The following is a 22969-nucleotide window of genomic DNA, read 5'->3' as shown; positions in this document are numbered from 1 at the left end:
CCGCCTGCACGGCGAGATCGGGCTGGTCCCGCCAGCGGAGTTCGAGGACGACTTCTACCAGCAGGTATCGGTGTCAGAGCAGGACGAAGCGTTGGTTCCGAGCCTCTAAAGAACCCGGCACGAAACAAGTAGATAGGAGCCCGTTGCGACACTCCACTTGGCCGCAAGGGCCTTTGGATCACCCCAGCACGGTGACGTGGAGGTGGTCGTAGTGGCCCCCTGTGACATCGGAGGGGTCGTGCATGTCGCCGCCGTTGTAGGGCCGCCAGCCTTCGTCGGCGCGGGCCAGAGACCAGATCTGCCCCTGCCAGATGAGGTATTCGACGCCCAAGGTTTCGGCGTGGTCCTTCATCCAGTTCGTCACCGCCCACCCGGCTTCCAGTTGCTCGGGTGTGGGCCGCCCACCGATCGGGTTGCCGAATGTGATGTCACAAGCTCGCCCGAGCGGGTGCTCGCTGCGGGTGCCGGGTCGGGGTGAGTAGCAGGCCCAGGAGGTGTCCGGGAACGTGGCGGAGGCTTGCTGGTAGAGGTGGAGCATGCGGGCGGTGATCTGCCCGTCACTGGTCGGATCCTCGACCATCCGATCCGGGTCCCCGCTGACCTCGTCGGGCTTGTCACCCGGACTTGTGCCGGCTTTGCAGCCACCGGTGCCTGGCGTGTTCGGGGTGTCACTGGCGGGCAGGTCGGCGGCCTCGTGGTCGTTGAGCCACGCCGCGGGGTCGATGGCTTCGGCGTTTGTTCTCCGGTCGCATGCGCGTCCCTGTTAAAGGAGCTGCGGCATGACCGGGCTCAACGTTGAGTGGGCTCTCGGGGAGCTGGACAAGTTCATTTCGCAGACCGTGCTCACCAACAACAGCGGCAGCCGGAACGGTGTCACTTACATCACTCACGCGTCGAGCACTGCGGTGCCGGACACCGAGGTCACCAAGCAGGCGCAGGTGATCGAGAAGATCCTCGATCGGGTTGTCCCCAACTGGCGCAGCGAGATTGAGCTGCGTAAGAGCAATCGTTGGACGCGGCATCGCGAGGCGGCTATTCGTGCCAAGGCGGAGCTGGAGCGTCAGGAGGAGATCCGCAAGAATCTTGGCGACGACGCTCCCGAGCTGTCGGCTGCGAACCTGCATCCGTGGGTCTGGGGCGGTGCTTCGTCGCTGTGGCACTCGGGGCACTTCCGCGAGGCCGTAGAGGGCGCGATTCGCAAGCTGAATGCGGAGACGCAGAACAAGCTCGGTCGTCGTGATGTGAGCGAGACGGATCTCTTCAACCAGGCGTTCAGCGAGCAGCCAGCCGCTGCGAAGAATCCGCGCCTGCACCGTATGCCGGATGACGGCAGTAAGACCTTCAAGTCAGTGCAGCGTGGGGCTCGCATGTTTGCCGAGGGTGTGTTTGCTCGGTATCCGTAACCCGCTTGCTCATGAGGCTGACCAGGAGATGCCCGAGCAAGAAGCGCTGGAGTACTTGGCGGCGCTCAGTGTGCTGGCGCGCTGGGTGGATGGATCGACGTTGGAGATTGCATCGTGAGTGCTTTCAACGAGAACACCGTCGAGCTGGCGGCGCTGGAGTACTTCTCGGAGCTGGGCTACCGCACGCTGCATGGGCCGAATATCGCTCCTGGTGAGCCGAGCGCGGAGCGGGACTCCTACGAGGAAGTGTTCCTGTGGGGACGGCTGCGTGATGCGATCCGTCGTATCAATCCTGGGACTTCTCCTGCCCTTGTCGATGAGGCGATCAAGCGTGTGCGGCGCGCTGAGTCGCAGAGCTCGATCGATGAGAACTACCGGCTTCACCAGCTCATCACGGAGAGTGTGCCCGTCGAACATCGGGACGCGGACGGTTTGCTGCGCACGACGCGGCTTCGGCTGATCGACTTCGAGCGGCCGGAGAACAACGACTGGGTGGCTATCAATCAGTTCACGATCGTCGAGAACAGCAAGAACCGGCGCCCCGACGTGCTGGTGCTGGTCAATGGCATGCCGCTGGCGCTGCTGGAGCTGAAGAATCCGGCTGCCGAGCACGCGATGTTGAAGTCGGCGTGGAACCAGGTGCAGACATACCGGCAGGACATCCCGTCGGTGTTTGTCCCGAACGCGGTGACGGTGATCTCGGATGGCACGTCGGCTGCGATGAGCAGCTACGCAGGCGCGTTCGAACATTACGCGCCGTGGAAGACCATCGAGGGCCGCGAGGTGGTCAGCGACCGCCCTGCCCTTGAGGTGCTTATCAAGGGGGTATTCGAGCCGAAGCGGTTCCTTGATCTGTTGCAGAACTTCATCGTCTTCAGCGACGAGACCGCCACCGACAAGGCCACTGGGCAGCCGACGCGGGTACTGGTGAAGCGTGTGGCGAAGTACCACCAGTACTGGGCGGTGAACGCGGCGGTCGAGTCGACCGTGCAGGCATCTCGTCCGGATGGTGACCGTCGTGGTGGTGTGGTCTGGCATACCCAGGGCTCGGGCAAGAGCTTCGAGATGGTGTTCTTTGCCGCGAAGATCATGCGCGATCCTCGGATGGCGAATCCGACGCTGGTGTTCATTACCGACCGCAACGACTTGGACGACCAGCTGTTCGGGGAGACGTTCGCCCCTGCCCGCATCCTGCCGGAGACCCCGGTGCAGGCCGCGACACGTACTGACCTGCGGACGAAGTTGAAGCGCGCGTCGGGTGGCATCGTCTTCACGACGCTGCAGAAGTTCGCTCCCGGTGAGGATGGCGATGCCAACCCGGTGCTGACGGATCGTCGCAACGTCGTCGTCGTGGCCGACGAAGCGCATCGAAGCCAGTACGGCTTCGGAGAGACGCTGGATCGTCACGGACGCTTGCGCTCAGGCTTGGCGAAGCACATGCGCGACGCCCTGCCCGGCGCCACCTATCTCGGCTTCACAGGTACACCGATCGAATCGAACGACAAGTCCACGCGCTCGGTGTTCGGTGACTACATCGACGTCTACGACCTCACTCGCGCGGTCGAGGACGGCGCGACCGTCAAGATCTTCTACGAATCGCGTCTGGCGAAGATCGATCTGTCCGACGACGACCTTGCCGCGCTCGACGAGCTGGCGGACGAGATCACCGAGACCGTCGAAGAGGATGCCGTCACAGCGGCGAAGTCTCGCTGGTCGCGCCTGGAAGCCATCGTCGGCGCCGACTCGCGGCTCGACCTGATCGCCCGCGACATCGTCGAGCACTGGGAGAAGCGGCGCGAGGCGCTGTTCGGTAAGGGCATGATCGTCACGATGAGCCGCCGTATCGCGGTGCGCCTCTACGAGAAGATCGTCGCTCTCCGCCCCGACTGGCACTCGGATGATCCGGATAAGGGCAAGATCAAGGTCGTCATGACCGGTTCGGCAGCGGACCCCGCCGAGTTCCAGCCACACATCCATTCCAAGGATGTCCGCAAGGATCTCAAGCTCCGGGCGAAGAATCCTGACGACGAACTCGAGCTGGTGATCGTCCGGGACATGTGGCTGACCGGCTTCGATGCGCCCAGCATGCACACGATGTACGTCGACAAGACCATGCAGGGCGCTGGGCTGATGCAGGCCATCGCCCGCGTCAACCGCACCTTCCGGGACAAGCCCGGCGGGCTCATCGTCGACTACATCGGTGTCTTCGCCAACCTCCAGGCGGCGCTCCAGGAGTACTCACCCTCTGACCGTGACCAGGCCGGCGTACCGATCGACGACATGGTCGCCGTCATGCTGGAGAAGCACGACATCATCCGGGGACTGCTGCACGGCGTCGACTACGGCTCCTCGCCGACGCTCACCGCCTCCCAGCGCTTGGCGGAGTACGCCAAGGTGCTCGACTTCGTCATGGCCGACCCTGACCGCACGAAGCGCTTCAACGACCAGGTGCTTGCGCTGGCCAAGGCATTCGCGTTGGCCGGGGCACGCGACGAGGCGGCTGCGATCCGCAACGACGTGCGCCTGTTCACCGACGTGCGTGCAGCCATCTTGAAGATCCAGAACCCCGACTCCGGGCGTGGTGGCTCCGGCGCTGTCGAGATTGACACCGCACTGGGGCAGCTGCTCAACGAGGCGGTCGCTGCCGACCAGGTCGTTGACATCTACAAGCTGGCTGGTGTTGAGACACCGGAGCTGTCGATCCTGAGCGACGAGTTCCTCGACTCGCTCGCGGAGAAGGACAAGCCCAACCTCCAGATGGGGCTGCTACGGCGCCTGCTCAACGACCAGATCCGCACTGTGCATCGCACCAACGTCGTACAGGCGCGGAAGTTCTCCGAGCTGCTCGACGAGGCGATCAATCGGTACACGAACCGGTCGCTGACGACGGCAGAGATCATCGCGGAGCTGGTGAAGCTTGCCAAGCAGATGCGCGACGACCAGAAGCGGCATGACGAGTTGGGGCTGCGGGAGGACGAGGTCGCGTTCTACGACGCCATTGTCCAGAACGATGCGGCCGTGCTCGAGCTTGGCGACGAGGTACTCAAGGAAATCGCGCAGAAGCTCGTCAAGGCTGTTCGCGAGTCCGCCACCATCGACTGGAACCTCAAGGACTCTGTGCGCGCCACCATGCGCACCAAGGTGCGGCGGCTGCTGGCACGCTATGACTACCCGCCCGACGCCGAGGCGAAAGCCATTGAACTGGTTCTCGAGCAGGCGGAGCTGTTCGCTAAGGGGGAGGTCGACTGATGCCTGAGCTGGACATCACTCGCGCGCCGCGAGGCGTTCTGGCGGCACAGGAGCTTGTCGCTGCTGTCGCAGAGCAAGGTGATATGGCGGAGCGTCACTACCTCGAGCTCAAGAGCACGCTTGATCTTTCGGCGAAGAAGGACAAGGAGAAGATCGCTAAGTTCATCCTCGGAGCTGCAAACCGTATGCCGGACGTGGCAGCAGCGGCTTTCGAGGGGGACGGCGTCATGATCATCGGTGTGGCACAGGGTGCTATCACCGGCATCCCGGCCGTCGAGATGATGGAGATCTCGAAGGTGATCCAGAGGTACGTCGGCGCAGCCGGCCCTCGCTGGGACATCGTGTGGGTGCCGGTAGAGGGATCGACAAACCAAGTGCTCGTGATCATCGTGGATCCGCCGAAGCTTGGACAGGCGCCCTTCCCTTGTCGCGCGAGTGGTGACTCGCTCACAGACGGCCGCATCTACATACGCGCTGATGGCGAGACGCGGGAAGCGAACTCTGAGGAGCTCGATCTTCTGATTCAGCGTGGCTCAGCAGGAGCACAAGTCGAGGTTGACTTCGCAGTCGAGGTGCTCGGTGAGATTGCCTCCGTAGCCGTTGACGAGGAAAGCACCGTCGATGAGTACTTGAGCAAGATGCGTGCGCGTCTCATCGATACGATGCCGAGGCCTGAACCGCGATCGACGGATGCGGCTTCTCTGAGAGCTGGTCTCGCTGGACTATCTGCGTACAGGGCCGCCCTCGATGGCTTGTCACCAGTAGAGAGTGCCCTGATGGAACCTGAGCAACGTTCTGAGGAGGAGTACCTCGAGTCGATCGACCGTTGGGAGTCGAGGTTCCGTGCAGCATGGACAGCGGCGCTCCCCAAGATCGCAGCAAGCCAGCTTCGCCCGGCCATTGTCAGGATCACGAACCGAACGACGACGTTCTTCCACGATGTCGAGGTGAACCTTCACCTCGAAGGGGACATCTTTGCCTTCGACTACAGCAAACCCGAGTGGGCGGACGACTTCTCGGACCTCGAGCTGCCTCATCCGCCGCGCAAGTGGGGGCCGACGCAGCGCTCACTTGGCATCCCGAACTACGCGAGCATGGGCCACCTCTACACGCCGAGCGCGACGCAGTACGTCCCGCCCTCGATTAGCTACAAGAACGGCGGCTCGGTCGACCTCAACTTGGATGTGGGCGAGCTACGGCCGCGCGGAACATATGAGTCCGAAGATGAGGAGATCGTGCTGGTCGTCGCCGATCGTTCGCTTACGTCGATTCGCGGTACCTGGGCGCTCACCGCTCGCGACCACAACGATGTCTACACGGGAGAGATCGACGTGGCCGTGGCGGGGAATCGCGACTTGACGGCTGTTGCACGTCAGATCTTGGCTCTGGAGGAGGCTGTCGAGTGAGGCCACGCTCCGCTCGCTGGAAGCGACAGCGATCGCTCAGTACGTCAGCGACGCACTTCCTATCGGAAGGTCGTTCAGTATGGCCACGGTAGAGCAGCAGGTTCTGGACTCGAGCAACGCGATCGACCAGAACATCTCGGTAATCATGACCGACCGCGGATTCTTGTCACAGAACCTGCTGCAATACCTGCGCCATCTCGTCGAGGGCTTGGTCGTCTATGCGCACGTTCCAGATCGGACGGTGACGTACAACTACCAGACGCAGTTTGATGCTGCCCGGGACGCAGTGAACGGCGATGCCCGTTATCGACTGCTGACGCGCTTCCACAGCCTGCTCCAGATCAGCGTCTCGCACTACACCCTCGATCGGGATCCCTCTGAGCGCCTGATGCTCAAGTACTACGAGTACCTGCTACGCACGCGCGATCTCGCGAAGCAGCACCTTAGCCTGGACATCCTCCGGAATCTCGAGCAGTTCCCGCTTCACGAGGATCCGGCACTCCGCGCGTACTACGAGAAGATCGCTGGGCGGATCGAGGCTTCACGACACGACCTGCTGACCGGCAAGACCGAGCGCTACTACATCAACAGCTCTCGACCGTTCTTCATTGGCGGCCGAATCTACTACGAGGTCACCTTCAGCCTCGCCCACAACCGGACGAGCAAGTTCGATCGGATCATCGGCTTCACCGACATTGATGTGAGCGACTACTACGCTGCGCAACTCGAGCTTGCGAACGACTCGATCGACGTACTCGGTCAGACGATGCCAATCATCATCGTGCGCGACTGGTCGGTGTCGATCCGTCCGTGCGAGTTCGACAACTTCGCTCGACTCCTCGGCCAGCAGACCAAGGTGCAGTCAGGTCACGTCGAGTACCGCAACCTGATGCAGTACCTAACGCTGACACGTCACAGTCTGCTCGACCTCATCGACTCTTCAGACGCGGTGTACAACCAGGTGAAGACCTGGGCCCTCGCGAACGCCCAGCGGACGCCGCTAATCTTCCCTGCACTGGACGCGGCGAGGGCAATCATCCAGCGGAACCGTCCAGGCACTCGACTCCTGCGCTACCTGATGCTCCGGATGAACAACCAAATCCTGAAGGCGCAGTACGACGTTGATCAGTGCGGGTGGCTCTCCTCGCTGAATGTCTCGAGTGGGTGCCGGCCGTTCGACACCATGCCGTTCTGTACGTCGCCCCGGAAGCACAACCCGAGGTTTGCTGACCTTGCGGCGAGCATCGATTCCTCGACCAGGAAGCACGAGCTACTTGCGCGACGGGTACGCGTCAACGTCGAGCAGCACGGCGTGATCTACACACCCGAAGGCGACCTTGAAGACCTCGGGGACATCGACGACCTGATCAGGCGCTATAACGCCGCTCTTCCGCCGACGCCGCGGCACGCCCCACGCAAACTCCAGCGCGCCAACGGCCACGTATTCATCGCCGGGTACGAGGACGGGACGGTAGAGATCATCGAGCAGCTCCAGAAGTTCGCCTCGAGTGGCATCGATGACTATGCGGACGACGTCGCCGCATGGCTCGACGAGAACGCAAAGCTTCCGGACGGCGATCCGCAGAAGGTTGACGATGAGATCAAGGCTGATGCCCTGCGGAAGCTCTTCGCCCACTCGAAGGTCGCCCTCATCTATGGCGCAGCCGGCACGGGCAAGTCCACGATGGTCAACCACATCGCGAACTACTTCGAGAGTGAGCGGAAGCTCTTCTTGGCACACACCAATCCGGCCGTCGACAACCTGAAGCGCCGCGTCGACGCACCCAACGCACACTTCAGCACGATCTCGAAGCATGTGCGGGGCGATTGGGACACCTCGGGTCATTTCGATGTCGTAGTCATCGATGAATGCAGTACAGTCAGCAACGCTGCGTTCCTCGAGGTGCTCGCCAACACCGACTTCGATCTGCTGGTGCTGGTCGGTGATGTCTACCAGATCGAGTCCATCGAGTTCGGGAACTGGTTTGGCACAATTCGCTCGTACATCCCGCCAGAGTCAGTACACGAACTGACACACCCGTTCCGCACGACCGACGAGGCACTCCTGACCCTCTGGGATCGCGTGCGCGACCTTGACGACCGGATCGAAGAATCGCTGTCGAAGAATGAGTACTCCAAGGAACTGGGGGAGTCGCTCTTCACGCGGCACGGTGCCGACGAGATCGTGCTCTGCCTCAACTACGACGGCTTGTACGGGATCAATAACGTCAACCGCTTCCTTCAGGCAAGCAACGCGAACCCGGCCTACGTCTGGGGTGAAGCTGTCTACAAGGTTGGCGATCCGGTGCTCTTCAATGAGACGGATCGCTTCCGTCCGCTGATCTTCAACAACATGAAGGGCAATATTGTCGGGATCAGCCAGGTGCCCGGGAAGATCACCTTCGACGTCGACCTCGGGCTCGGGCGCGACGTGACAGCGATGGAGGCGATGCTCTCGAACCTCCGCGTCGTCGGAGGCTCCGTGGTTCAGTTCGACGTCATCGAGCGCCCAGACACGGACGAGGACGATGACTCGACGACGACCATCGTGCCATTCCAGATTGCCTACGCGGTCTCGATCCACAAGGCGCAGGGTCTCGAGTTCGACTCGGTGAAGGTCGTCATCACGGAAGCCAATGAAGAGAACATCTCGCACAGCATCTTCTACACAGCGATTACGCGGGCTCGGAAGCACCTCGAGGTCTACTGGACGCCGGATACTCAGAATCGGATCCTTAGCCGACTGGAAGTTCGCGAGAACAAGAAGGACGAGAACCTGCTTCGGCAGCGTCGTGGAGTGGTTCCCGTCGCCAAGGTGCCCAGGCGACAGAAGGCGCGTCAAAGACCGTAACTGCCTTGAGCGGGTCACCCTGTTGGAACTCCCGCTTCCCCGCGCTCTACCTGCCCGCTGGGTGTCGATCACTGGTGAGCAGGTGCGACCGAAGTGCCGGGCACTTGGGATGCGACCGGAGGACATCGACACCATCGCGGGGGCCGCATTATGGCGAAGGAGGGCTTCGCGACCGCTGAGCCTTCCGACGAGGAGTAGGTGCTGTTCATCACCGAAGGCGCAGCGCCCGCCTGATCGTTGACTCGCTCACTCCGTACATATGCATCAGCTCGCGCCGGGTCGTCCCGCCCTCGAACAGACGCCTTGCCTCGGTCTTCTGCTCCTCGCTGAGGGCTGCACGCTTTGCCTTGACGGTGAGGTCGAATCCGGCGCGGCGGAGCGTGTCGCGGACGGTGTTGCGGCGCACGTTGTACCGCTCGGCAAGCTCGTACGTGGAGGAGCCGGCTTCGTAGTCCTCGATGAGGAGCTTGACGACCGAGCGATGGAGCGTGTTCTGCCGCGAGAGCGGGCGGTCGTTGATCTCTCGTGTCGACTCGCGTGCCGTGGCCAGGAGATCAGCCAGTTCCGCGGTTCTCCGCCCTTGTTGGCAGTAGTTTCGCAGCAGCCCGAGATGCTGAGTGTTGTGGAGCGGGCGCCGCTCGGGCAGTCGTTCAGGGATCCTGATGTTGAGGCTGGTCGCACCGTGACGGCGCTCCAGCCAGCTGCGGTGAGGCCCACCAAGGATGGAACGATCTCTCCGGCGTGGCTATCGACGTCGGCGAGTAAGCGGAAGACCGACACTCGGATCGGACGCTCAGCGCCGAGGCCCGCCTTCTCGTTCACGATGTACTGTTCGACGAAATGGAAGGCAGGTCCGACGATGACGGATCGGCCTGATTGTGCAGGCCTAGCGCCCGTGCGAGTCGCGCATGACGACCCGGGCCGCGAGCAGATGGGCCCTGACAGTGCCAGGCGAGTAGCCCAGTACTGCGCCGATGCGTTCAAGTGACATGTCTTCGTTGTAGCGTGTCTTCATCTGAGCAGTCTCTTCCCGAGTAGGGGACTGGTTCCGTAGCCTGAGTCCGCGCTCGCGGAGGAGGCGTGACAACCGCTCATGCCCGATCCCAACTTCCTTCGCGACCGCCTTCAACGACCGCCCCGACAGGTACGAAGTTTCCGCCTCCTGAAGGGCAGCCTCATCCGGTCGAGACAGCTGAAGAAGGCTCCGCCTCGGTGCGCCTGGTGGACACGCACGCCTCCGAATAGCCCCGTGGCTCGCGACCATCCGCGCCAGCGCTGGGGCAAGTTTCGACAAGCCTCCCGCTAGGTCCACCCTCGGCGAGGCCCGGGTCCGTTTTCGGATCCGGGCCTCGCCGTTTCGTGTCCGTGGGTCTTCCGGTGTGCGGCGGTTCGCTTTCCTCCGGAAGCGGGTGGCCGCCGGGGCGGTACGGAGCAGTGTCGGTGATCCGGTACCGTTGTACGTGCACCTTGGGGCTATGGCGCAGTTGGTAGCGCGCCTCCATGGCATGGAGGAGGTCTGGGGTTCGAATCCCCATAGCTCCACGTTGTTCGAGAAGATCGCGATCCGCCCCGTCCGACGACGGGGCGGTCTCGTGTCCGGGCGCGGGTCGCGGAGGTGAGCGGCGACGCCCCGTGCGAGCGGCCACGCAGCGGGAGCCCGGCTCCCGGCCGGCCTCCGCTCCGACGGGCCATCGCTCTCGGCGACATCAGCACACGTGGGATAATCACCCGGACAGTCCGTGCCGCCGCCGGAGGAGACCACGAGTGGAGATCGGCCCGTACGAAGCCGCACTCCGGGACGCGCTCCTGCAGCTGTCGATCCGTGCCTGGCGCCCTGTCTTCACCGAACTCGCCGCGGCCGTTCCCCCGTTCGTCTTCGCCGCGTTCTATCCCCGAGGCTGGGAGGCCAGGCAGATCGAGGACCTCGGTGAGATCCTCGACGACCAGCCCGACAGCGTGTACGTGGCGTTCGTCGACGGAGTCCCCGTGGGCTGGGTCTGCGTGCGTATCCATCCCGACGACGACATGGGCGAGATCTACGTCCTCGCCGTTGATCCCGCGTACCAGCGCCGTGGTATCGCGACGGCGCTCATGGAGCACGCCTTCACCGTCGTCCGTGAAGCGGGAATGAGCATGATCATGGTGGAGACCGGAGACGATCCCGGCCACGCGGCTTCACGCGCCACCTACGAGGCGGCGGGATTCCGACGTTGGCCGGTGGCGCGCTACTTCAAGGACCTGACGGCGGTTTCGGACGGCCCCGACCGGGACTAGCCGGTCCGGCGGGCGTACGGCAAGAGCGCGAAGGCCCGCGGGACGACCACAGGCGCGTGGCGGTCGGCCCGCCCACGCGGCGTGACGTCGACCCCGAGGCGTCGGGGAACGGTACCGACTCGTTCGAATGGCTTCCCCGCCGTCGGATCCGGACATCGCGCTCGTGAACGTGAGCGGGCTTCCGAGACGCGGCGGAGGTCTCCCCGGTGGTGGGACGGGGCCGTCGCGGGCGGGCGTGGTCGTCTCCACACCACGCGTGGCGGCCCACCCGTACTCTCCCCGCGTCGCGGGAGGGGAGCCAGGCCGGACCGAAGCCGTCACGGGGCCGGGGCGACGTGTCGAGCCGGCGGACTCATCGGGAACGGGACCGAAGACGCGAGTCCATGACGGTCACGGTGACCAGGCCGCTGATGAGGACGAGGCAGCCCAGGAGGACCGGGAGGGTGAGCTGCTCGCCGAGTACGAGAATGCCGAGCGCGGCGGCGAGCAGCGGCTCTGCGAGGCTGAGTGTTCCAGCGGTCGGCGCGCTCGTACGGTCCAGACCGTAGACGAAGGCCGCGTAGGCGACGGCGGTTCCCGCCACAGAGGTCCAGGCGATCAGCGACAGGGAGTTCACATCGGTCAGATGCCCGGGACGCAGCACGAGGATCGGCGAGAGGGCGAGCCCGGCGAGGAGCAGGGTGAGCGTGGTCGCCGGTAGTGCGGGGGCGCCGGCCTGAAGGAAGCGCTTGGCCGCGACCGTGTACACGCCGTAACAGGTTCCCGAGAGCAGGGCGACGCCGACGCCGAGACCATCGGCAGGCGACTGCCAGGGGGAGAGGAGCACCGCGCACCCGAGCACCGCGGCCACAGTGCCGGCGACCCATCCCGGCGTGAGGCGTTCGCGGGTCCACCAGCGTGCGCACAGGCCCGTGGCGACGGGCGCGACGCCGAGCGCGACCGTCGTTCCCAGTGCGGCTCCGAGCCGGTCGACGGCGTGCATGAACGTGACCTGATACACCCCGGTCGCCGCGGCCGCCAGCAGGATCCAGCCGAACACCTCCCGGCGCACGACGAGTCGCCACACCGCGCCCCCGGCGCACAGCGCCGCGAGCGCGAACCCGCCGAGGAGCAACCGTGCCACTCCCAACGCGCCGGGGTCCGCGGCGGAGGAGGCGAGGACCTGGGCGGGACCGACCGTGCCCCACAGGGCCGCCGCGCCGAGCACGGCGGCCGCGCCCGTGACGCGACGACGGGAGTCGGCGGTCGCCTTGATCGTCGCGGTGGCGGTCACGGCAGGAGCTTCAGTCCGCCGACGATCCGGTCCACGGCCTTGCGCGGCCCGACCAGGCTCACCGCGGCATAGGCGATCTCACCGCCCGGCAACGTGGCCAGCGTGTCCACGTATTCGTCGTAGACCCGTGTCTCCTGCGCCGCGATCGGCATGTCCGCGACGAACACGTCCTCGCGCCGGTCGGCCTTGTCCCGGATCTGGCGCAGCTTCACCACGTCGGCGCCGAGGATCGTGCAGCCCGCCCAGGGAAGCCCCGGATGAGTGGAACCGTCGGCGTCGACGCCCTCATGGGCGAGCAGCCCGGCCACGTTGACGGCCGTGGCCGAGGCGACACACGAGCCGGCGTTGACCGCGCGCCCCGCGGGCAGGGCGGCGTCGACCACGATGACCCACTTCAATCTCGCGTTGCGGGTCTCCTCACCCGTCCGAATCTCCTCGGCCTCGAACCCCACCGGCTGGTCACTCATCCTGCGATCGCCCCTAAATGTCGTATGTCTAACGAGGTGAGCGGGCTAGAGACTACGTGAATGTCGATGTTGTCGCATCTATCCCGTATTTAATTTGGCTAGGGTGGAGGTATGGCGTCTTTGGATGAACTTGATACGGCGATCCTGCGGGAACTGCAGCGTGACGCACGGCGGACCAACCGGGACGTCGCCGCCGCGGTCGGTGTCGCCCCGACCACCTCCCTGGACCGGACCCGTTCCCTGCGGGACCGCGGCGTGATCACGGGGGCCACATTGGAAGTCGACCTCGCCAAGATCGGCAGGCCGGTCCAGGCCCTCGTCGCGGTGCGGGTGCGGCCGCCGACCCGCGCCAACATCGAAGGCTTCCGGGAGTGGGCGGCCGGTCTTCCCGAGGTGTTGGGCCTGTTCGTGACCAGCGGCACCGAGGACTTCCTCATCCACGTGGCGGTGCCCGACAACGACCACCTCTACGCCTTCGTGATCGACCGTCTCACCGCGAAACCCGAGGTCGCCGACGTGCGGACCTCGGTCGTCTACGAGCACATCCGCTCGACCACCGTCCTGCCCGTATCGGCCCAGCGCCGCTAGCCCCGACCGGTCGGATACGACGGCGCGGTGAACGCCACGGCCTGTTCGATCGCCGCGATTCCGGCCGCGCGCTCCCCGACAACGGGGTGGAGGTCGCGACGAGGCCCATGTACCGCGTGGTGCCGTGGCCGGCGGGGAGCGGCTTCCCGCCGAGGAGGTCCCGGTGACCGGTGGTCCGCGCGGCCTCCTCGATCCGGCCGATCTCCGCGCGCCGTGCCCGGTCGGGGACGTGCCCGGCCTTCTTCCCGCGGATCTCACGTGCGGCCCGGTCCGATCGCTTCGGTGCGCACGGCGGTGAGAACGGCCGTCGTAACCCCGTGGCCGGGAGGGCGGGGCAGGGGGCCAGTGGACCATCACCGTGGCCGCCGCGACGCCCACAGGGACATGGTGGGCGGAGCCGGCGCGGACGGCATGACCCGCCATTGTCCGCGCCGGGGCCGGCGGTGGCGGCGTCCCGCCGGGCCGCTCATGCCGCTCCGGGGGGCGGCGATCGCCGGGGCGCGGGGCATCGCGATCCGGCTCGGTGGAGGAGGCCGGCGGGACGGAGCACGGTGGTGAGCGGCCGTCTCCTGGCGGGGCGGCGCCGCGCGTCCCACCCCCGGGCGGTCCCGTCTCGCTGGGCCGCAGCCCGTGGTCCGGGACGGGGGAGGACTGCGCCTCGCTGGGAGCGGAGCGTTCGGCCGGATCTGCGTAGGTGGCCGAGGGCCGGGAGCCGTCCGAGGTGTCGGGGCGGCCCGTCGTTTCACGGCTCTGCCCCGGGCCGGGGCCGCTCCAGCGTCCGCGATGCGCCGATCGAGACGGGTGCCCTCTCGCCGATCATCCTCTGCTGTCGGGCACAGGCCCTCGTGTGACGGGCACGGTGCCCCAAGCGGAGCGGCGCGCCGAGCCCGCGCGCGAGGGGGAACGGGACTCGACGTGCCCCGCAGGGTCCACGTCCGGCGGAACGGTCCGACCCCCGCGGCGGCGACGTCACGGGTCCCATGGCGGCGCGGGGACGGGGCCGTTCCCGCCGGGATCGACTCCTTCGGGGTCGGGTATACTGGCGGAGTTCACTCGGGGCTATGGCGCAGTTGGTAGCGCGCCTCCATGGCATGGAGGAGGTCTGGGGTTCGAATCCCCATAGCTCCACTCGATCTCGGGGTCCCGTGTCCGATCAGGACACGGGACCCTCGTCGTTTCGCGGACGCCGTGTCCGGCCCGCGCGGAGCCGGCCCCGGGGACGACATGCGGGACCCTCGCGGTCCGCACCGTCCGGACCGTCGTGGGCACGGCCCCTTGGGGCCGGGGACGCGAAGCGACGGGCGCCCTCCTCTCCCGACGGTGGTCCGGTCCGGACGGGACCGCCCCGCGCGATGACTGCCACCGTCCCCGCGCGGGCATGAACTTCGGACGCGGCATCGACAACAAGGGGGACACCATGTCGCTGACCCTGGGGGGAGGGCCGCTGGCCGCCGACGCGCCCACAACGGTGAACTACTCCGTCGACGGACCCCGGCACGCCCTGTACCTGCATCCGTTCCCACGCCGGGTCCGGGCCGAGCTGGCCGGGACCATCGTGCTCGACAGCGACCACGGCCATCTGCTCCACGAGACCGGCCTGCTCCCGGTGCTCTACGTCCCCATGGAGGACGTCACGCCGGCCCTGCTCACCGCGACCGACCACACGACGCACTGCCCCTACAAGGGGGACGCGGCCTACTGGTCGGTGACGGTCGGCGACCGAACGGCCGAGAACGCCCTGTGGGCCTATCCCGAGCCCAAGGCCGAGGCGGCGTGGCTGCGCGGCCTCGCCGCGTTGTACTGGGAGGCGGCCGACGCCTGGTACGACGAGGAGGAGAAGGTCCACGGCCACCTGCGCGACCCGTTCCACCGGGTGGACGCGCGCCAGTCCAGCAGGCTGGTCCGCGTCATGCTCGGCGACGAGGTCCTCGCGGTGTCCGGACATCCCAAGGTCCTCTCCGAGACCGGACTCGCCAACCGCTACTACCTGCCCCCCGAGGCGGTCCGCACGGACCTGCTGGTCCCCAGCCGTACCCGGCGCCACTGCCCCTACAAGGGGGAGGCGGTCTACTGGTCCGCGCGGATCGGGGAACGCGAGGTCGCGGACGTGGCCTGGTCGTTCCCGCACCCGCTCAAGGACGGCCAGGACGTCAAGGGGTACTACAGCTTCGACCACGAGGCGTTGTCGATCGACCTGGAGAACCAGCACTGACCGGTCCGGCGGGCGCGGCCGGCCCTGTGGGAACGGCCGCGCCCGTCCTCATCGGGCGGTACTGTCACTTGCGTGGCTGAACTCCCCGACGTCGACGAACTCCTGGACGCCGCCGTGCGCGCACTCGGCGGCGCGCGCCGCGAGGGCCAGGTGACCATGGCACGGGCGGTCGCCGCCGCCGTGGCCGCCGAGGAGCACCTGGTCGTCCAGGCCGGCACCGGGACCGGCAAGTCGCTGGCCTACCTGGTGCCGGCGATCCGGCACGCCATGGCCGAGGACACCACCGTCATCGTCTCCACCGCCACCCTCGCCCTACAGCGCCAGCTCGTCGAACGCGACCTTCCGCGCCTGGCCACCGCGCTGGCGCCGCTGCTCAAGCGCGAGCCCACCTTCGCCATTCTCAAGGGGCGGCGCAACTACCTGTGCCGTAACCGACTGGCCAGCGCCGCCGACGCCGAGCCCGAGGAGGCCGGCCTGTTCGACCCGCGGGCCCTGTCCTCACTGGGCCGTCAGGTCCAGCGTCTGCACGAGTGGGCCGAGGACACCCTCACCGGCGACCGCGACGAACTGGTGCCGGGGGTCTCCGACCTCGCCTGGCGGCAGGTGTCGGTCGCCGGCAACGAGTGCGTGGGGGCGGCGGCCTGTCCCTTCGGACAGGAGTGCTTCGCCGAGCAGGCCCGCGCCGAGGCCGGTGGCGCCGACATCGTCGTGACCAACCACGCGCTGCTGGCCATCGACGCCACCCAGGGCTACCACATCCTGCCCGAACACCGGGTCCTCGTGGTGGACGAGGCCCACGAGCTCGTCGACCGCGTCACCTCGGTGGCCAGCGGGTCGCTGAGCGAGCGCGCCGTCACCACCGCGGCCAAGCGCGCCGCACGCCTGTGCGACGTCGAGCTGACCGAGCGCCTGGGCGAGACCGCGGACGGCCTGGCGCTCCTCTTCGCCGATGCCGAGGACGGGCGCATCGACCACATCCCCGATTCCCTCGCCACCGCCGTGGCCGGCGTCCGCGACGCCGCGCACGCCTGTATCAGCGACATCGGCCCGGAGAACAAGGAGGATCCCCAGGCGGCCACGGCCCGCAGGCTCGCGCTCGCGGCGCTGAACGAGGTGCACGACACCGCGGTCCGCATTCTCGAGTCCTTTGAACCGCCGCTGCGCGACCGGCGGGACGTCGTGTGGCTGGCCAAGGGGGCCAACCGGCCGCCCGCCCTGCACGTCGCTCCGTTGACCGTCGGCGGGCTACTGCGCGAGAAGCTCTTCGGCGACCGCACCACCGTGCTCACCTCGGCCACGCTCACGCTCGGGGGGTCCTTCACCGGGTTCGCCGCCCAGTGGGGACTGGGCCGTGAGATCACGGGCGAACCCGCGTCCGCACCGCGCGGCGAGCGTCCGAAGGCCGAACCCGGCGAGTCCGACTCCGCCGAGGGCGAACCCCGTTGGCGGGCCCTGGACGTGGGCTCCCCCTTCGAGCACGCGCGCAGCGGCATCCTCTACGTCGCCGCGCACCTGCCGCCCCCGGGCCGAGACGGGCTGGACCCCCGTTACGTGGACGAGATCGCCGAGCTCATCGAGGCGGCGGGGGGACGCGCACTGGGACTGTTCTCGTCGATGCGGGCGGCCGCCCAGGCCGCCGAGGAGCTGCGGGAGCGGCTGGACCACCCCATCCTGTGCCAGGGCGAGGACTCCACCGGGCAACTGGTCGAACGCTTCAGCGCCGATGAGCGCACCTGCCTGTTCGGCACGTTGTCGTTGTGGCAGGGCGTGGACGTTCCCGGCCCCTCGTTGCAGTTGGTCATCGTCGACCGCATCCCGTTCCCGCGCCCCGACGACCCGCTCGCCTCGGCGCGGCAGCGCGCCGTGGGAGCCCATGGGGGCAACGGGTTCATGGCGGTGGCGGCGACGCACGCCGCGCTGCTGCTCGCCCAGGGGACCGGCAGGCTGCTGCGCGCGACGGGTGACCGGGGCGTGGTGGCGGTTCTCGATCCGCGGCTGGCCACCGCGCGCTACGGGGGTTTCCTGCGGGCCTCTCTTCCGCCCTACTGGGGGACCACGGATCCGGGGGTGGCGCGGGCGGCGCTGCGTCGGCTCGACGAGGCGGCCCGGGTGCCCAGCGAGGTCTAGGGAGGTCTAGCGGCGTACCCGGTAGCCGAAGAGGCGGACGGCGTAGCCGGGGGATTCGTCGTCGGCGGGGTGGATGTACCAGCGGTCGTCGTGGTCGCCGATGGACAGCTCGTTCCACATCAGGTCGATCAGCTTCAGGCGGGCCACGACCGAGGCGTTGGGGTCGAGGACGATCGCGTAGGCGTGGTCGGTCAGGCGCTGGGTGACCATGCCCACGGGCTGTCCGTCCCAGATGGCGGGTACGGGGGCGTGCCCGATGTCGATGCCGCACAGCCGTAGCTGCTCGATCTCCTCGTCGAGGGCTTCGGCGGCCAGCGCGTCGTCGAGGTCGAGCGCCTCTTCGAGTTCGTCGCGTTCCTCGTCGGCGCGTAGGTAGGCGTGGTAGGTCCGGTGGCCGCAGACGCGGCACATCCGCCACACCACGCAGCGGGCCAGGCCGTAGGCCGATTGGGCTTCTCCGATACCGCGGTAGGTGCTGACCGTGCGGATCGCGCCGCACTCACAGCACAGAGCGGTGAGATTCTGTTCCATCCTTCAGTCCCCCCTCCCAGGCGAGTATGCGATGGGAACCCCTCGTTAGGGAACCGGTTCGGTGAAGGAGTTCCTACAAACTGTCGCCATCAATGCCCAAAAAGGTCAGGTCGGAGGGAATCGCCCATCGGTGTGACGTCGTTCCGGAGGGCGCGGTGAGGTAGGTTGCCCTCCGCGCCCCGCCGTCCGGGCCGCTCAACGGACGTCGCGGGGAGAAGCGGGGGAGCCATCCCCCGCGTCGTCCTCGCCCACCCCGTCCTCGACCGACGGGGCGTCCTCCTCGTCCTCGGAGTCGGCGGATCCGTCGAGCAGGGGGTGCTCCTCGACCTTGTAACGCCTGATGTAGAGGCCGAGGAAGGTCTGCAGGCTCGCGCCGACCGGGAGCGCGAGCAGCGCGCCCGGGGCCCCCAGGATCGCCGCCCCCGCGATCACCGACCCGAACGCCACCGCCGGGTGCATGTCCAGCGTCTTCGCGGTGATGCGCGGCTGGAGCAGGTAGTTCTCGAACTGCTGGTAGAGGGTGATGAACACGAGGATCCACACCGCCTGCCACGGTCCCTGCAACAGGGCCACCAGCACCGGCACGGCGCCCCCGATGTAGGTTCCCACGGTCGGGATGAACTGCGACAGCACGCCCACCCACAGGGCCAGGGCGAAGGCGAACGGGATGTCCAGCAGGACCAGCACCAGGTAGTGCGCCGCGGTGCACACCAGGGCGAGCAGGGCGCGCGAGTAGATGTAGCCGCCGGTCTTGTCGATCGCGATCTCCCAGGCGCGCAGTACCTCGCGCTGGGTCCGAGGGGGGAGCACCGAGCAGATCGTGCGGCGGAAACGCGGTCCGTCGGCGCACAGGTAGAAGGTGAACAGCGCGATGGTCAGGCCGTTGAACAGCAGCGCCAGGACCGTCGTCCCCGCCCCCCAGACGTTGCCCGCCAGGCTGGAGGCGTACTGCTCGATCAGGCCGCTCGCGCTGGAGATCTCGCTCAACAGGTTCGTCGGGGAGAACGAGGTGTTGAACGTCGCGTTGACCCAGCGCAGCACGGCGCGGGTCATCGCGGGCAGTTCGTCGACGAACGCCAGAACCTGGCCGACCAGCATGGAGCCGAGCACGGTGAAGAACGCGCCGAGCAGGACGAACCCGGCGGCCATCACCGCGCCGGTGGCCAGGCCGCGCGGCCAGTGGCGCCGGTGCAGCCAGTTGACCGCGGGTTCCAGGGCGAGCGCCAGGAAGAGCGAGATCAACAGCAGTACGAGCAGGCTCTGCAGCTGGACGAGCAGCCACCACGCGACGCCGAAGGCGGTGACGGTCCAAGCGGCCAAGAGCATGGCCCGGGGCAGCCAACGGGGCATGCCGCTTTTACCGGACGGCCCGGAGACCGTCCGTTTCCTGGTCGGAGCGCTCGTGCGCAAGCCGGGGCTTCTTTCTTCTGCTGGTGTCACGAGGTGGAGTCCACCCTTACGCACCGTCCTCCAGGGACAGGCCGCGCTTGTTACGCGCGGTCCAGTCGCGCATGCGCTTGGGGTAGCCGACGATCTGGACGTCGTAGGCGGGCACCGCGAGCTTGCGCGCGAGTTTGCGGACGACCTCGGGAGAACCCGCTCGGCGACGGATCCACTCGCCGTCCGTCGCGACCGCCACCGCCGTGGTGCCGGTCGCGAAGGTCTCGGGTTCGACGTAGAACTCCACGCCCACACGGCTCTTGGCGAAATCGACGAGTGCCTGGAGGTCGGCGTCCTCGGCCGGACGGTCGAACCGATTGGTCCCGGGGCCGCCACGCCGACGTGCCCGGCGCAGCCCGAACCGATCCCGCCATCCCATTACAGCGCTCCCATCGCCGCTGGCGTGTCCACGGGTCGAGACCGGACCCCGGCGAGGGCCAGGGGGACGGGCCCGTTACCCGGCGCCACGCCGGACCTGTCCGTCGCCCCCGGTCTTCCCGAGTCTATAGGCAACGTCTGGGAACGCTTTTCCCGCTTAACCCGCGCGCGCGTAACCGTGCTGCTACGTTCGGTATTCACACGGGAGGGGAAGGTGCCATGGCGCTGTGGGCGTGGGTCGGCGGGACGGCCCGGGAACTGAGAGCTGCCGGCCATACCGAGCTCGCCGCCGCGGTGGAGCGGATGCCCCGGCTCGCGCTCGAAGGCAATCTCACCCGTCTGGACGCCGAACTGCCGCAGGCGTTGCGCGTCGCGCGGGCCGCCGAGGGAGTGCCGCGCCTGGAGGAGTACCTTCGGCACTGGCCGCTGGCCGCCCGGGTGGGCCCGCTCAAGCACGGGGCGATCGCGCTGGCCGACGCCGAGGCGCACCGTGGCGCCCTCCACGCGCAGGGGACGGGCTACTGCCCTCCGCCGGTGTGCGGCGCGGAGAACCTCCTGTCCTGCTACGCCAATATCGACGGCCCCGGATACGCCGTCGACCGCGCGGCCCTGCTCACCGAGGCCGCCCAGCACACCGAACCCGGACAGCCGGCGTTCGAGGCGCTCGCCCTGGCCCACGCGGCCATGCTGGTCGACGACGAGCGTCCGGACGAGGCGGTGCACCATCTCGACGCCCAGGCCGCGCGGGTCCGCGCCACGGGGACCGACGTGGGGCTGTACTACGGCTTCGGCTACGTCCGCGCGCTACGGCACCTCGACCGGCACAGCGCGGCGCTCGACGTCCTGGCCCATCTGGAGAACAACGGTGTCGCCCGATGGCCCGAGGGGGCTCCGCGCACCGACGCCCATCGCCGGATCAGGTTCGAACGGGCGCGGCTGATGGCCTGGTTGGCGCGGACGGGACGCCGCCCGGCAGAGGAGGCCCTGGCCGTGCTGCCCGACGTCCTTGAGGCCGAGGCGCACCCCTCCCTGCGCCTGACCTGGGTCGAGGCGGTGGAACAGCTCGTCGAGGTGGGAGTGGTCCGCAACGACTGGCGCATCGGTGCGACCCTGACCAGCTGGACCCGCTACCTGGAGAAGGTGGGGGCCTATCGGCCGTGTCTGGAGATGGCCCTGATCGCGCTGCGGCTCGCCACGGCTCGTGGCGCCCGCTGGGTCGCCCTGTCCACGGTCCAGCGCGCGCAACGGGCGCTGTTCCGGCTCCGGCGCGCCGACGACCTGCGTGACGACCTGATCGAGGCCCGCGAGGGGGCGGCCAGGATCCCTCCCTCGGTACTCCAGGTCGAACCCGAAGAGCTGTTGGTGCGCCTTCGCGCGGAGCAGGCCGACGAGGTGGACCCCGAACGCCAGGCCGACCTCGTGCTCGCCGCGCTCGAACTACGCCCCGACGACACGACGCTGCTCGCCGCGTTCGGCCAGGTGGGACGGACGCTCAAGCTCGCCGACGTGGTCGTCGAGACGCAGTGGGCGCGGGTGCGCCGCGCCCCCGGCGACCAGATGGCCGCGCTGGCGTTGCTGGAGACGCTTCTGCACGATGAGGACGTTCCGGGGGTGCGCTCCCTGGTGCGCACCCTGTCCAGTGCCGCGGCCATGCACGCGACACACGCCTGATCCGCGCTCAGGCGCCCCGTGAAGGGGCCGGCAACGGCGGCAGCGCCAGGAGGGCGCCGGCGGGGTAGGACAGCGCCGCGTCGGGCAGCGAGGCGGGGCGGCCACTGGCGAGCACGGTCAGGCTCCCCGTGCGCGGGGCGTCGGTCCGGGGGCCCGTGCCCAGTCGGCGCAGGGTCTGGGCGGCGACCGCACCGGCCGCGGTCAGTAGTACGGGGCGCCGCCCCAACGCGTCGGAGATCCGCTCTCCGACGAGGTCGTAGTGGGTGCAGCCGAGGACGACGGCGCCGACGGTGGGGGGAGTCAGCCTGGCGGCGTCGGCGATGGCCTGTTCGACCGCCGCCTCGTCGACGTGTTCCACCGCTTCGGCCAGGCCGACACAGGCCACCGGGGTGACCGGGACATCACGCGCGAAGCGGCTGATGAGATCGCGTTGGTAGGGACTTCCGGTGGTGGCGGGGGTCGCCCAGATCGCGATCGGCTCTCCCAGGTCGGCGGCCGGCTTGACCGCGGGGACCGTGCCGATCACCGGGATGGCGGGTTCGAGCTCGTCGCGTAGCGCGGCCAGGGCATGGACCGAGGCGCTGTTGCAGGCGACGACGATCGCGTCGGGATCACTCGGCAGGGCGGCGCGGGCGCCGGCCAGCGCCCGGCGGGTGATGTCGTCGGGTGTGCGTGGACCCCACGGCATGTGGTCGGGGTCCATGGACACGATCAGGTCCGCGTCGGGGCGGGCCTCCCGCAGCGCGGCGGCGGTGGACAGAAGTCCGATTCCTGAATCGATGAGGGCGATACGCACGTCTGTCGATCCTATGCGCTTGCCGAGGTGCCCGGGTGGTGGCTCGTCGGTGGCGCGCCGGCACGCGGGCGAGAGGCGGCCCGGTCCGGTTCCGGCCACGGTCGTGGCCGGAGTCGGACTCGAAGGTGTGGACGATGGGGCGGAGGGTGAGGGTTCACCGTGGTCACAGCGAGGGGGAGGAGGACGGACGGTGTGGACGCGGTCTTCGGCACGGACCGATCCAGACGCTACTAGCCGGTAGAAAAACGGGGAGGAGCGGCCGCGTCGCTGGTTCTGGAACCGGTCGGAAATTACGATGGCGCC

The 22969-nt window shown here is 67.7% G+C and carries 18 protein-coding genes and 2 tRNA genes; 12 read left to right on the top strand and 8 right to left on the bottom strand.

All coding sequences use genetic code 11. The features are described 5' to 3' along the window. Positions 1 to 178 precede the first annotated feature (178 nt). On the bottom strand, positions 179 to 580 hold the full coding sequence (locus ACYVHU_RS19360) for a VldE C-terminal domain-containing protein (RefSeq protein ID WP_498949175.1): 402 nt from the start codon (positions 578 to 580) through the stop codon (positions 179 to 181). A gap of 199 nt (positions 581 to 779) precedes the next feature. On the opposite strand from ACYVHU_RS19360, the gene ACYVHU_RS19355 reads away from it, so the two are divergent. From ACYVHU_RS19355 to ACYVHU_RS19335, 5 genes are all read left to right on the top strand, one after another. Continuing rightward, a complete protein-coding gene (locus ACYVHU_RS19355) occupies positions 780 to 1403 on the top strand; it encodes a TIGR02391 family protein (protein WP_498949173.1) in 624 nt (207 codons plus the stop codon). Next, positions 1324 to 1521 carry a TIGR02391 family protein gene (locus ACYVHU_RS19350; protein ID WP_498949171.1) on the top strand — a complete coding sequence of 66 codons (198 nt, stop codon included), beginning with the start codon at positions 1324 to 1326 and terminating at the stop codon, positions 1519 to 1521. Before ACYVHU_RS19355 ends, ACYVHU_RS19350 begins: the two co-directional genes overlap by 80 nt. Then, the gene (locus ACYVHU_RS19345) at positions 1518 to 4652 is read left to right on the top strand and encodes a type I restriction endonuclease subunit R (protein WP_498949170.1); all 3135 of its coding nucleotides are present in this window, start codon (positions 1518 to 1520) and stop codon (positions 4650 to 4652) included. The genes ACYVHU_RS19350 and ACYVHU_RS19345 overlap by 4 nt, the downstream gene beginning before the upstream one ends. Continuing rightward, on the top strand, positions 4652 to 6058 hold the full coding sequence (locus tag ACYVHU_RS19340) for an RNA-binding domain-containing protein (protein WP_498949168.1): 1407 nt from the start codon (positions 4652 to 4654) through the stop codon (positions 6056 to 6058). The genes ACYVHU_RS19345 and ACYVHU_RS19340 overlap by 1 nt, the downstream gene beginning before the upstream one ends. A gap of 79 nt (positions 6059 to 6137) precedes the next feature. Beyond that, positions 6138 to 8909, top strand: coding sequence for an ATP-dependent DNA helicase (locus ACYVHU_RS19335; protein ID WP_498949166.1), 2772 nt, complete (start codon positions 6138 to 6140; stop codon positions 8907 to 8909). 208 nt (positions 8910 to 9117) lie between these two features. Here the strand turns inward: ACYVHU_RS19335 and ACYVHU_RS19330 are convergent, their stop codons facing one another. Then, positions 9118 to 9315 (bottom strand): hypothetical protein, encoded by a 198-nt coding sequence (locus ACYVHU_RS19330; protein WP_498949164.1) that lies wholly within the window; start codon positions 9313 to 9315, stop codon positions 9118 to 9120. 1063 nt (positions 9316 to 10378) lie between these two features. Between ACYVHU_RS19330 and ACYVHU_RS19325 the strand changes: the two genes are divergently transcribed. Continuing rightward, positions 10379 to 10451 (top strand) — tRNA-Ala (locus tag ACYVHU_RS19325). A gap of 222 nt (positions 10452 to 10673) precedes the next feature. After that, complete coding sequence (locus ACYVHU_RS19320) at positions 10674 to 11183, top strand: GNAT family N-acetyltransferase (protein ID WP_200813703.1); 510 nt, start codon at positions 10674 to 10676, stop codon at positions 11181 to 11183. 352 nt (positions 11184 to 11535) lie between these two features. Here ACYVHU_RS19320 and ACYVHU_RS19315 read toward each other — a convergent pair whose 3' ends face one another. Next, the gene (locus ACYVHU_RS19315; protein ID WP_200813702.1) at positions 11536 to 12456 is read right to left on the bottom strand and encodes a DMT family transporter; all 921 of its coding nucleotides are present in this window, start codon (positions 12454 to 12456) and stop codon (positions 11536 to 11538) included. Beyond that, positions 12453 to 12923 (bottom strand): DUF2000 domain-containing protein, encoded by a 471-nt coding sequence (locus ACYVHU_RS19310; protein WP_078763008.1) that lies wholly within the window; start codon positions 12921 to 12923, stop codon positions 12453 to 12455. Before ACYVHU_RS19310 ends, ACYVHU_RS19315 begins: the two co-directional genes overlap by 4 nt. A 111-nt stretch (positions 12924 to 13034) precedes the next feature. Here ACYVHU_RS19310 and ACYVHU_RS19305 point away from each other — a divergent pair, with 111 nt between their 5' ends. The 4 genes from ACYVHU_RS19305 to ACYVHU_RS19290 all read left to right on the top strand — a co-directional run bounded on the left by ACYVHU_RS19305 (position 13035) and on the right by ACYVHU_RS19290 (position 17850). Next, positions 13035 to 13511 (top strand): Lrp/AsnC family transcriptional regulator, encoded by a 477-nt coding sequence (locus ACYVHU_RS19305; RefSeq protein WP_200813701.1) that lies wholly within the window; start codon positions 13035 to 13037, stop codon positions 13509 to 13511. Between the two features lie 1055 nt (positions 13512 to 14566). Next, positions 14567 to 14639, top strand: a tRNA-Ala gene (locus ACYVHU_RS19300). 250 nt (positions 14640 to 14889) lie between these two features. Further along, positions 14890 to 15723, top strand: coding sequence for a DUF427 domain-containing protein (locus tag ACYVHU_RS19295; RefSeq protein WP_235001087.1), 834 nt, complete (start codon positions 14890 to 14892; stop codon positions 15721 to 15723). 72 nt (positions 15724 to 15795) lie between these two features. Then, positions 15796 to 17850: an ATP-dependent DNA helicase gene (locus ACYVHU_RS19290; RefSeq protein ID WP_432939403.1), complete on the top strand. Its 2055-nt coding sequence runs from the start codon at positions 15796 to 15798 to the stop codon at positions 17848 to 17850. A 6-nt stretch (positions 17851 to 17856) separates the two neighbouring features. Here ACYVHU_RS19290 and ACYVHU_RS19285 read toward each other — a convergent pair whose 3' ends face one another. The 3 genes from ACYVHU_RS19285 to ACYVHU_RS19275 all read right to left on the bottom strand — a co-directional run bounded on the left by ACYVHU_RS19285 (position 17857) and on the right by ACYVHU_RS19275 (position 20200). Continuing rightward, complete coding sequence (locus ACYVHU_RS19285) at positions 17857 to 18381, bottom strand: DUF6315 family protein (protein WP_078763005.1); 525 nt, start codon at positions 18379 to 18381, stop codon at positions 17857 to 17859. A 195-nt stretch (positions 18382 to 18576) separates the two neighbouring features. Continuing rightward, positions 18577 to 19731, bottom strand: coding sequence for an AI-2E family transporter (locus ACYVHU_RS19280; protein ID WP_432939406.1), 1155 nt, complete (start codon positions 19729 to 19731; stop codon positions 18577 to 18579). 106 nt (positions 19732 to 19837) lie between these two features. Continuing rightward, a complete protein-coding gene (locus ACYVHU_RS19275; RefSeq protein WP_078763003.1) occupies positions 19838 to 20200 on the bottom strand; it encodes a hypothetical protein in 363 nt (120 codons plus the stop codon). 218 nt (positions 20201 to 20418) lie between these two features. Between ACYVHU_RS19275 and ACYVHU_RS19270 the strand changes: the two genes are divergently transcribed. Further along, positions 20419 to 21870: a hypothetical protein gene (locus ACYVHU_RS19270; RefSeq protein ID WP_432939410.1), complete on the top strand. Its 1452-nt coding sequence runs from the start codon at positions 20419 to 20421 to the stop codon at positions 21868 to 21870. A 7-nt stretch (positions 21871 to 21877) separates the two neighbouring features. On the opposite strand, the gene ACYVHU_RS19265 is transcribed toward ACYVHU_RS19270, so the two are convergent. Beyond that, positions 21878 to 22666, bottom strand: coding sequence for a glutamate racemase (locus ACYVHU_RS19265; RefSeq protein ID WP_432939413.1), 789 nt, complete (start codon positions 22664 to 22666; stop codon positions 21878 to 21880). Between the last annotated feature and the right edge of the window lie 303 nt (positions 22667 to 22969).

Source organism: Marinactinospora endophytica, assembly GCF_054780875.1.
This window is presented reverse-complemented; position numbering and strand designations above follow the sequence as displayed.

Coding starts and splice junctions, on each gene's coding strand:
- ACYVHU_RS19360 (WP_498949175.1), bottom strand. CDS start 580: ATGGTCGAGGATCCGACCAGTGACGGGCAGATCACCGCCCGCATGCTC.
- ACYVHU_RS19355 (WP_498949173.1), top strand. CDS start 780: ATGACCGGGCTCAACGTTGAGTGGGCTCTCGGGGAGCTGGACAAGTTC.
- ACYVHU_RS19350 (WP_498949171.1), top strand. CDS start 1,324: ATGACGGCAGTAAGACCTTCAAGTCAGTGCAGCGTGGGGCTCGCATGT.
- ACYVHU_RS19340 (WP_498949168.1), top strand. CDS start 4,652: ATGCCTGAGCTGGACATCACTCGCGCGCCGCGAGGCGTTCTGGCGGCA.
- ACYVHU_RS19335 (WP_498949166.1), top strand. CDS start 6,138: ATGGCCACGGTAGAGCAGCAGGTTCTGGACTCGAGCAACGCGATCGAC.
- ACYVHU_RS19310 (WP_078763008.1), bottom strand. CDS start 12,923: ATGAGTGACCAGCCGGTGGGGTTCGAGGCCGAGGAGATTCGGACGGGT.
- ACYVHU_RS19305 (WP_200813701.1), top strand. CDS start 13,035: ATGGCGTCTTTGGATGAACTTGATACGGCGATCCTGCGGGAACTGCAG.
- ACYVHU_RS19295 (WP_235001087.1), top strand. CDS start 14,890: ATGAACTTCGGACGCGGCATCGACAACAAGGGGGACACCATGTCGCTG.
- ACYVHU_RS19285 (WP_078763005.1), bottom strand. CDS start 18,381: ATGGAACAGAATCTCACCGCTCTGTGCTGTGAGTGCGGCGCGATCCGC.
- ACYVHU_RS19280 (WP_432939406.1), bottom strand. CDS start 19,731: ATGCCCCGTTGGCTGCCCCGGGCCATGCTCTTGGCCGCTTGGACCGTC.
- ACYVHU_RS19275 (WP_078763003.1), bottom strand. CDS start 20,200: ATGGGATGGCGGGATCGGTTCGGGCTGCGCCGGGCACGTCGGCGTGGC.
- ACYVHU_RS19270 (WP_432939410.1), top strand. CDS start 20,419: ATGGCGCTGTGGGCGTGGGTCGGCGGGACGGCCCGGGAACTGAGAGCT.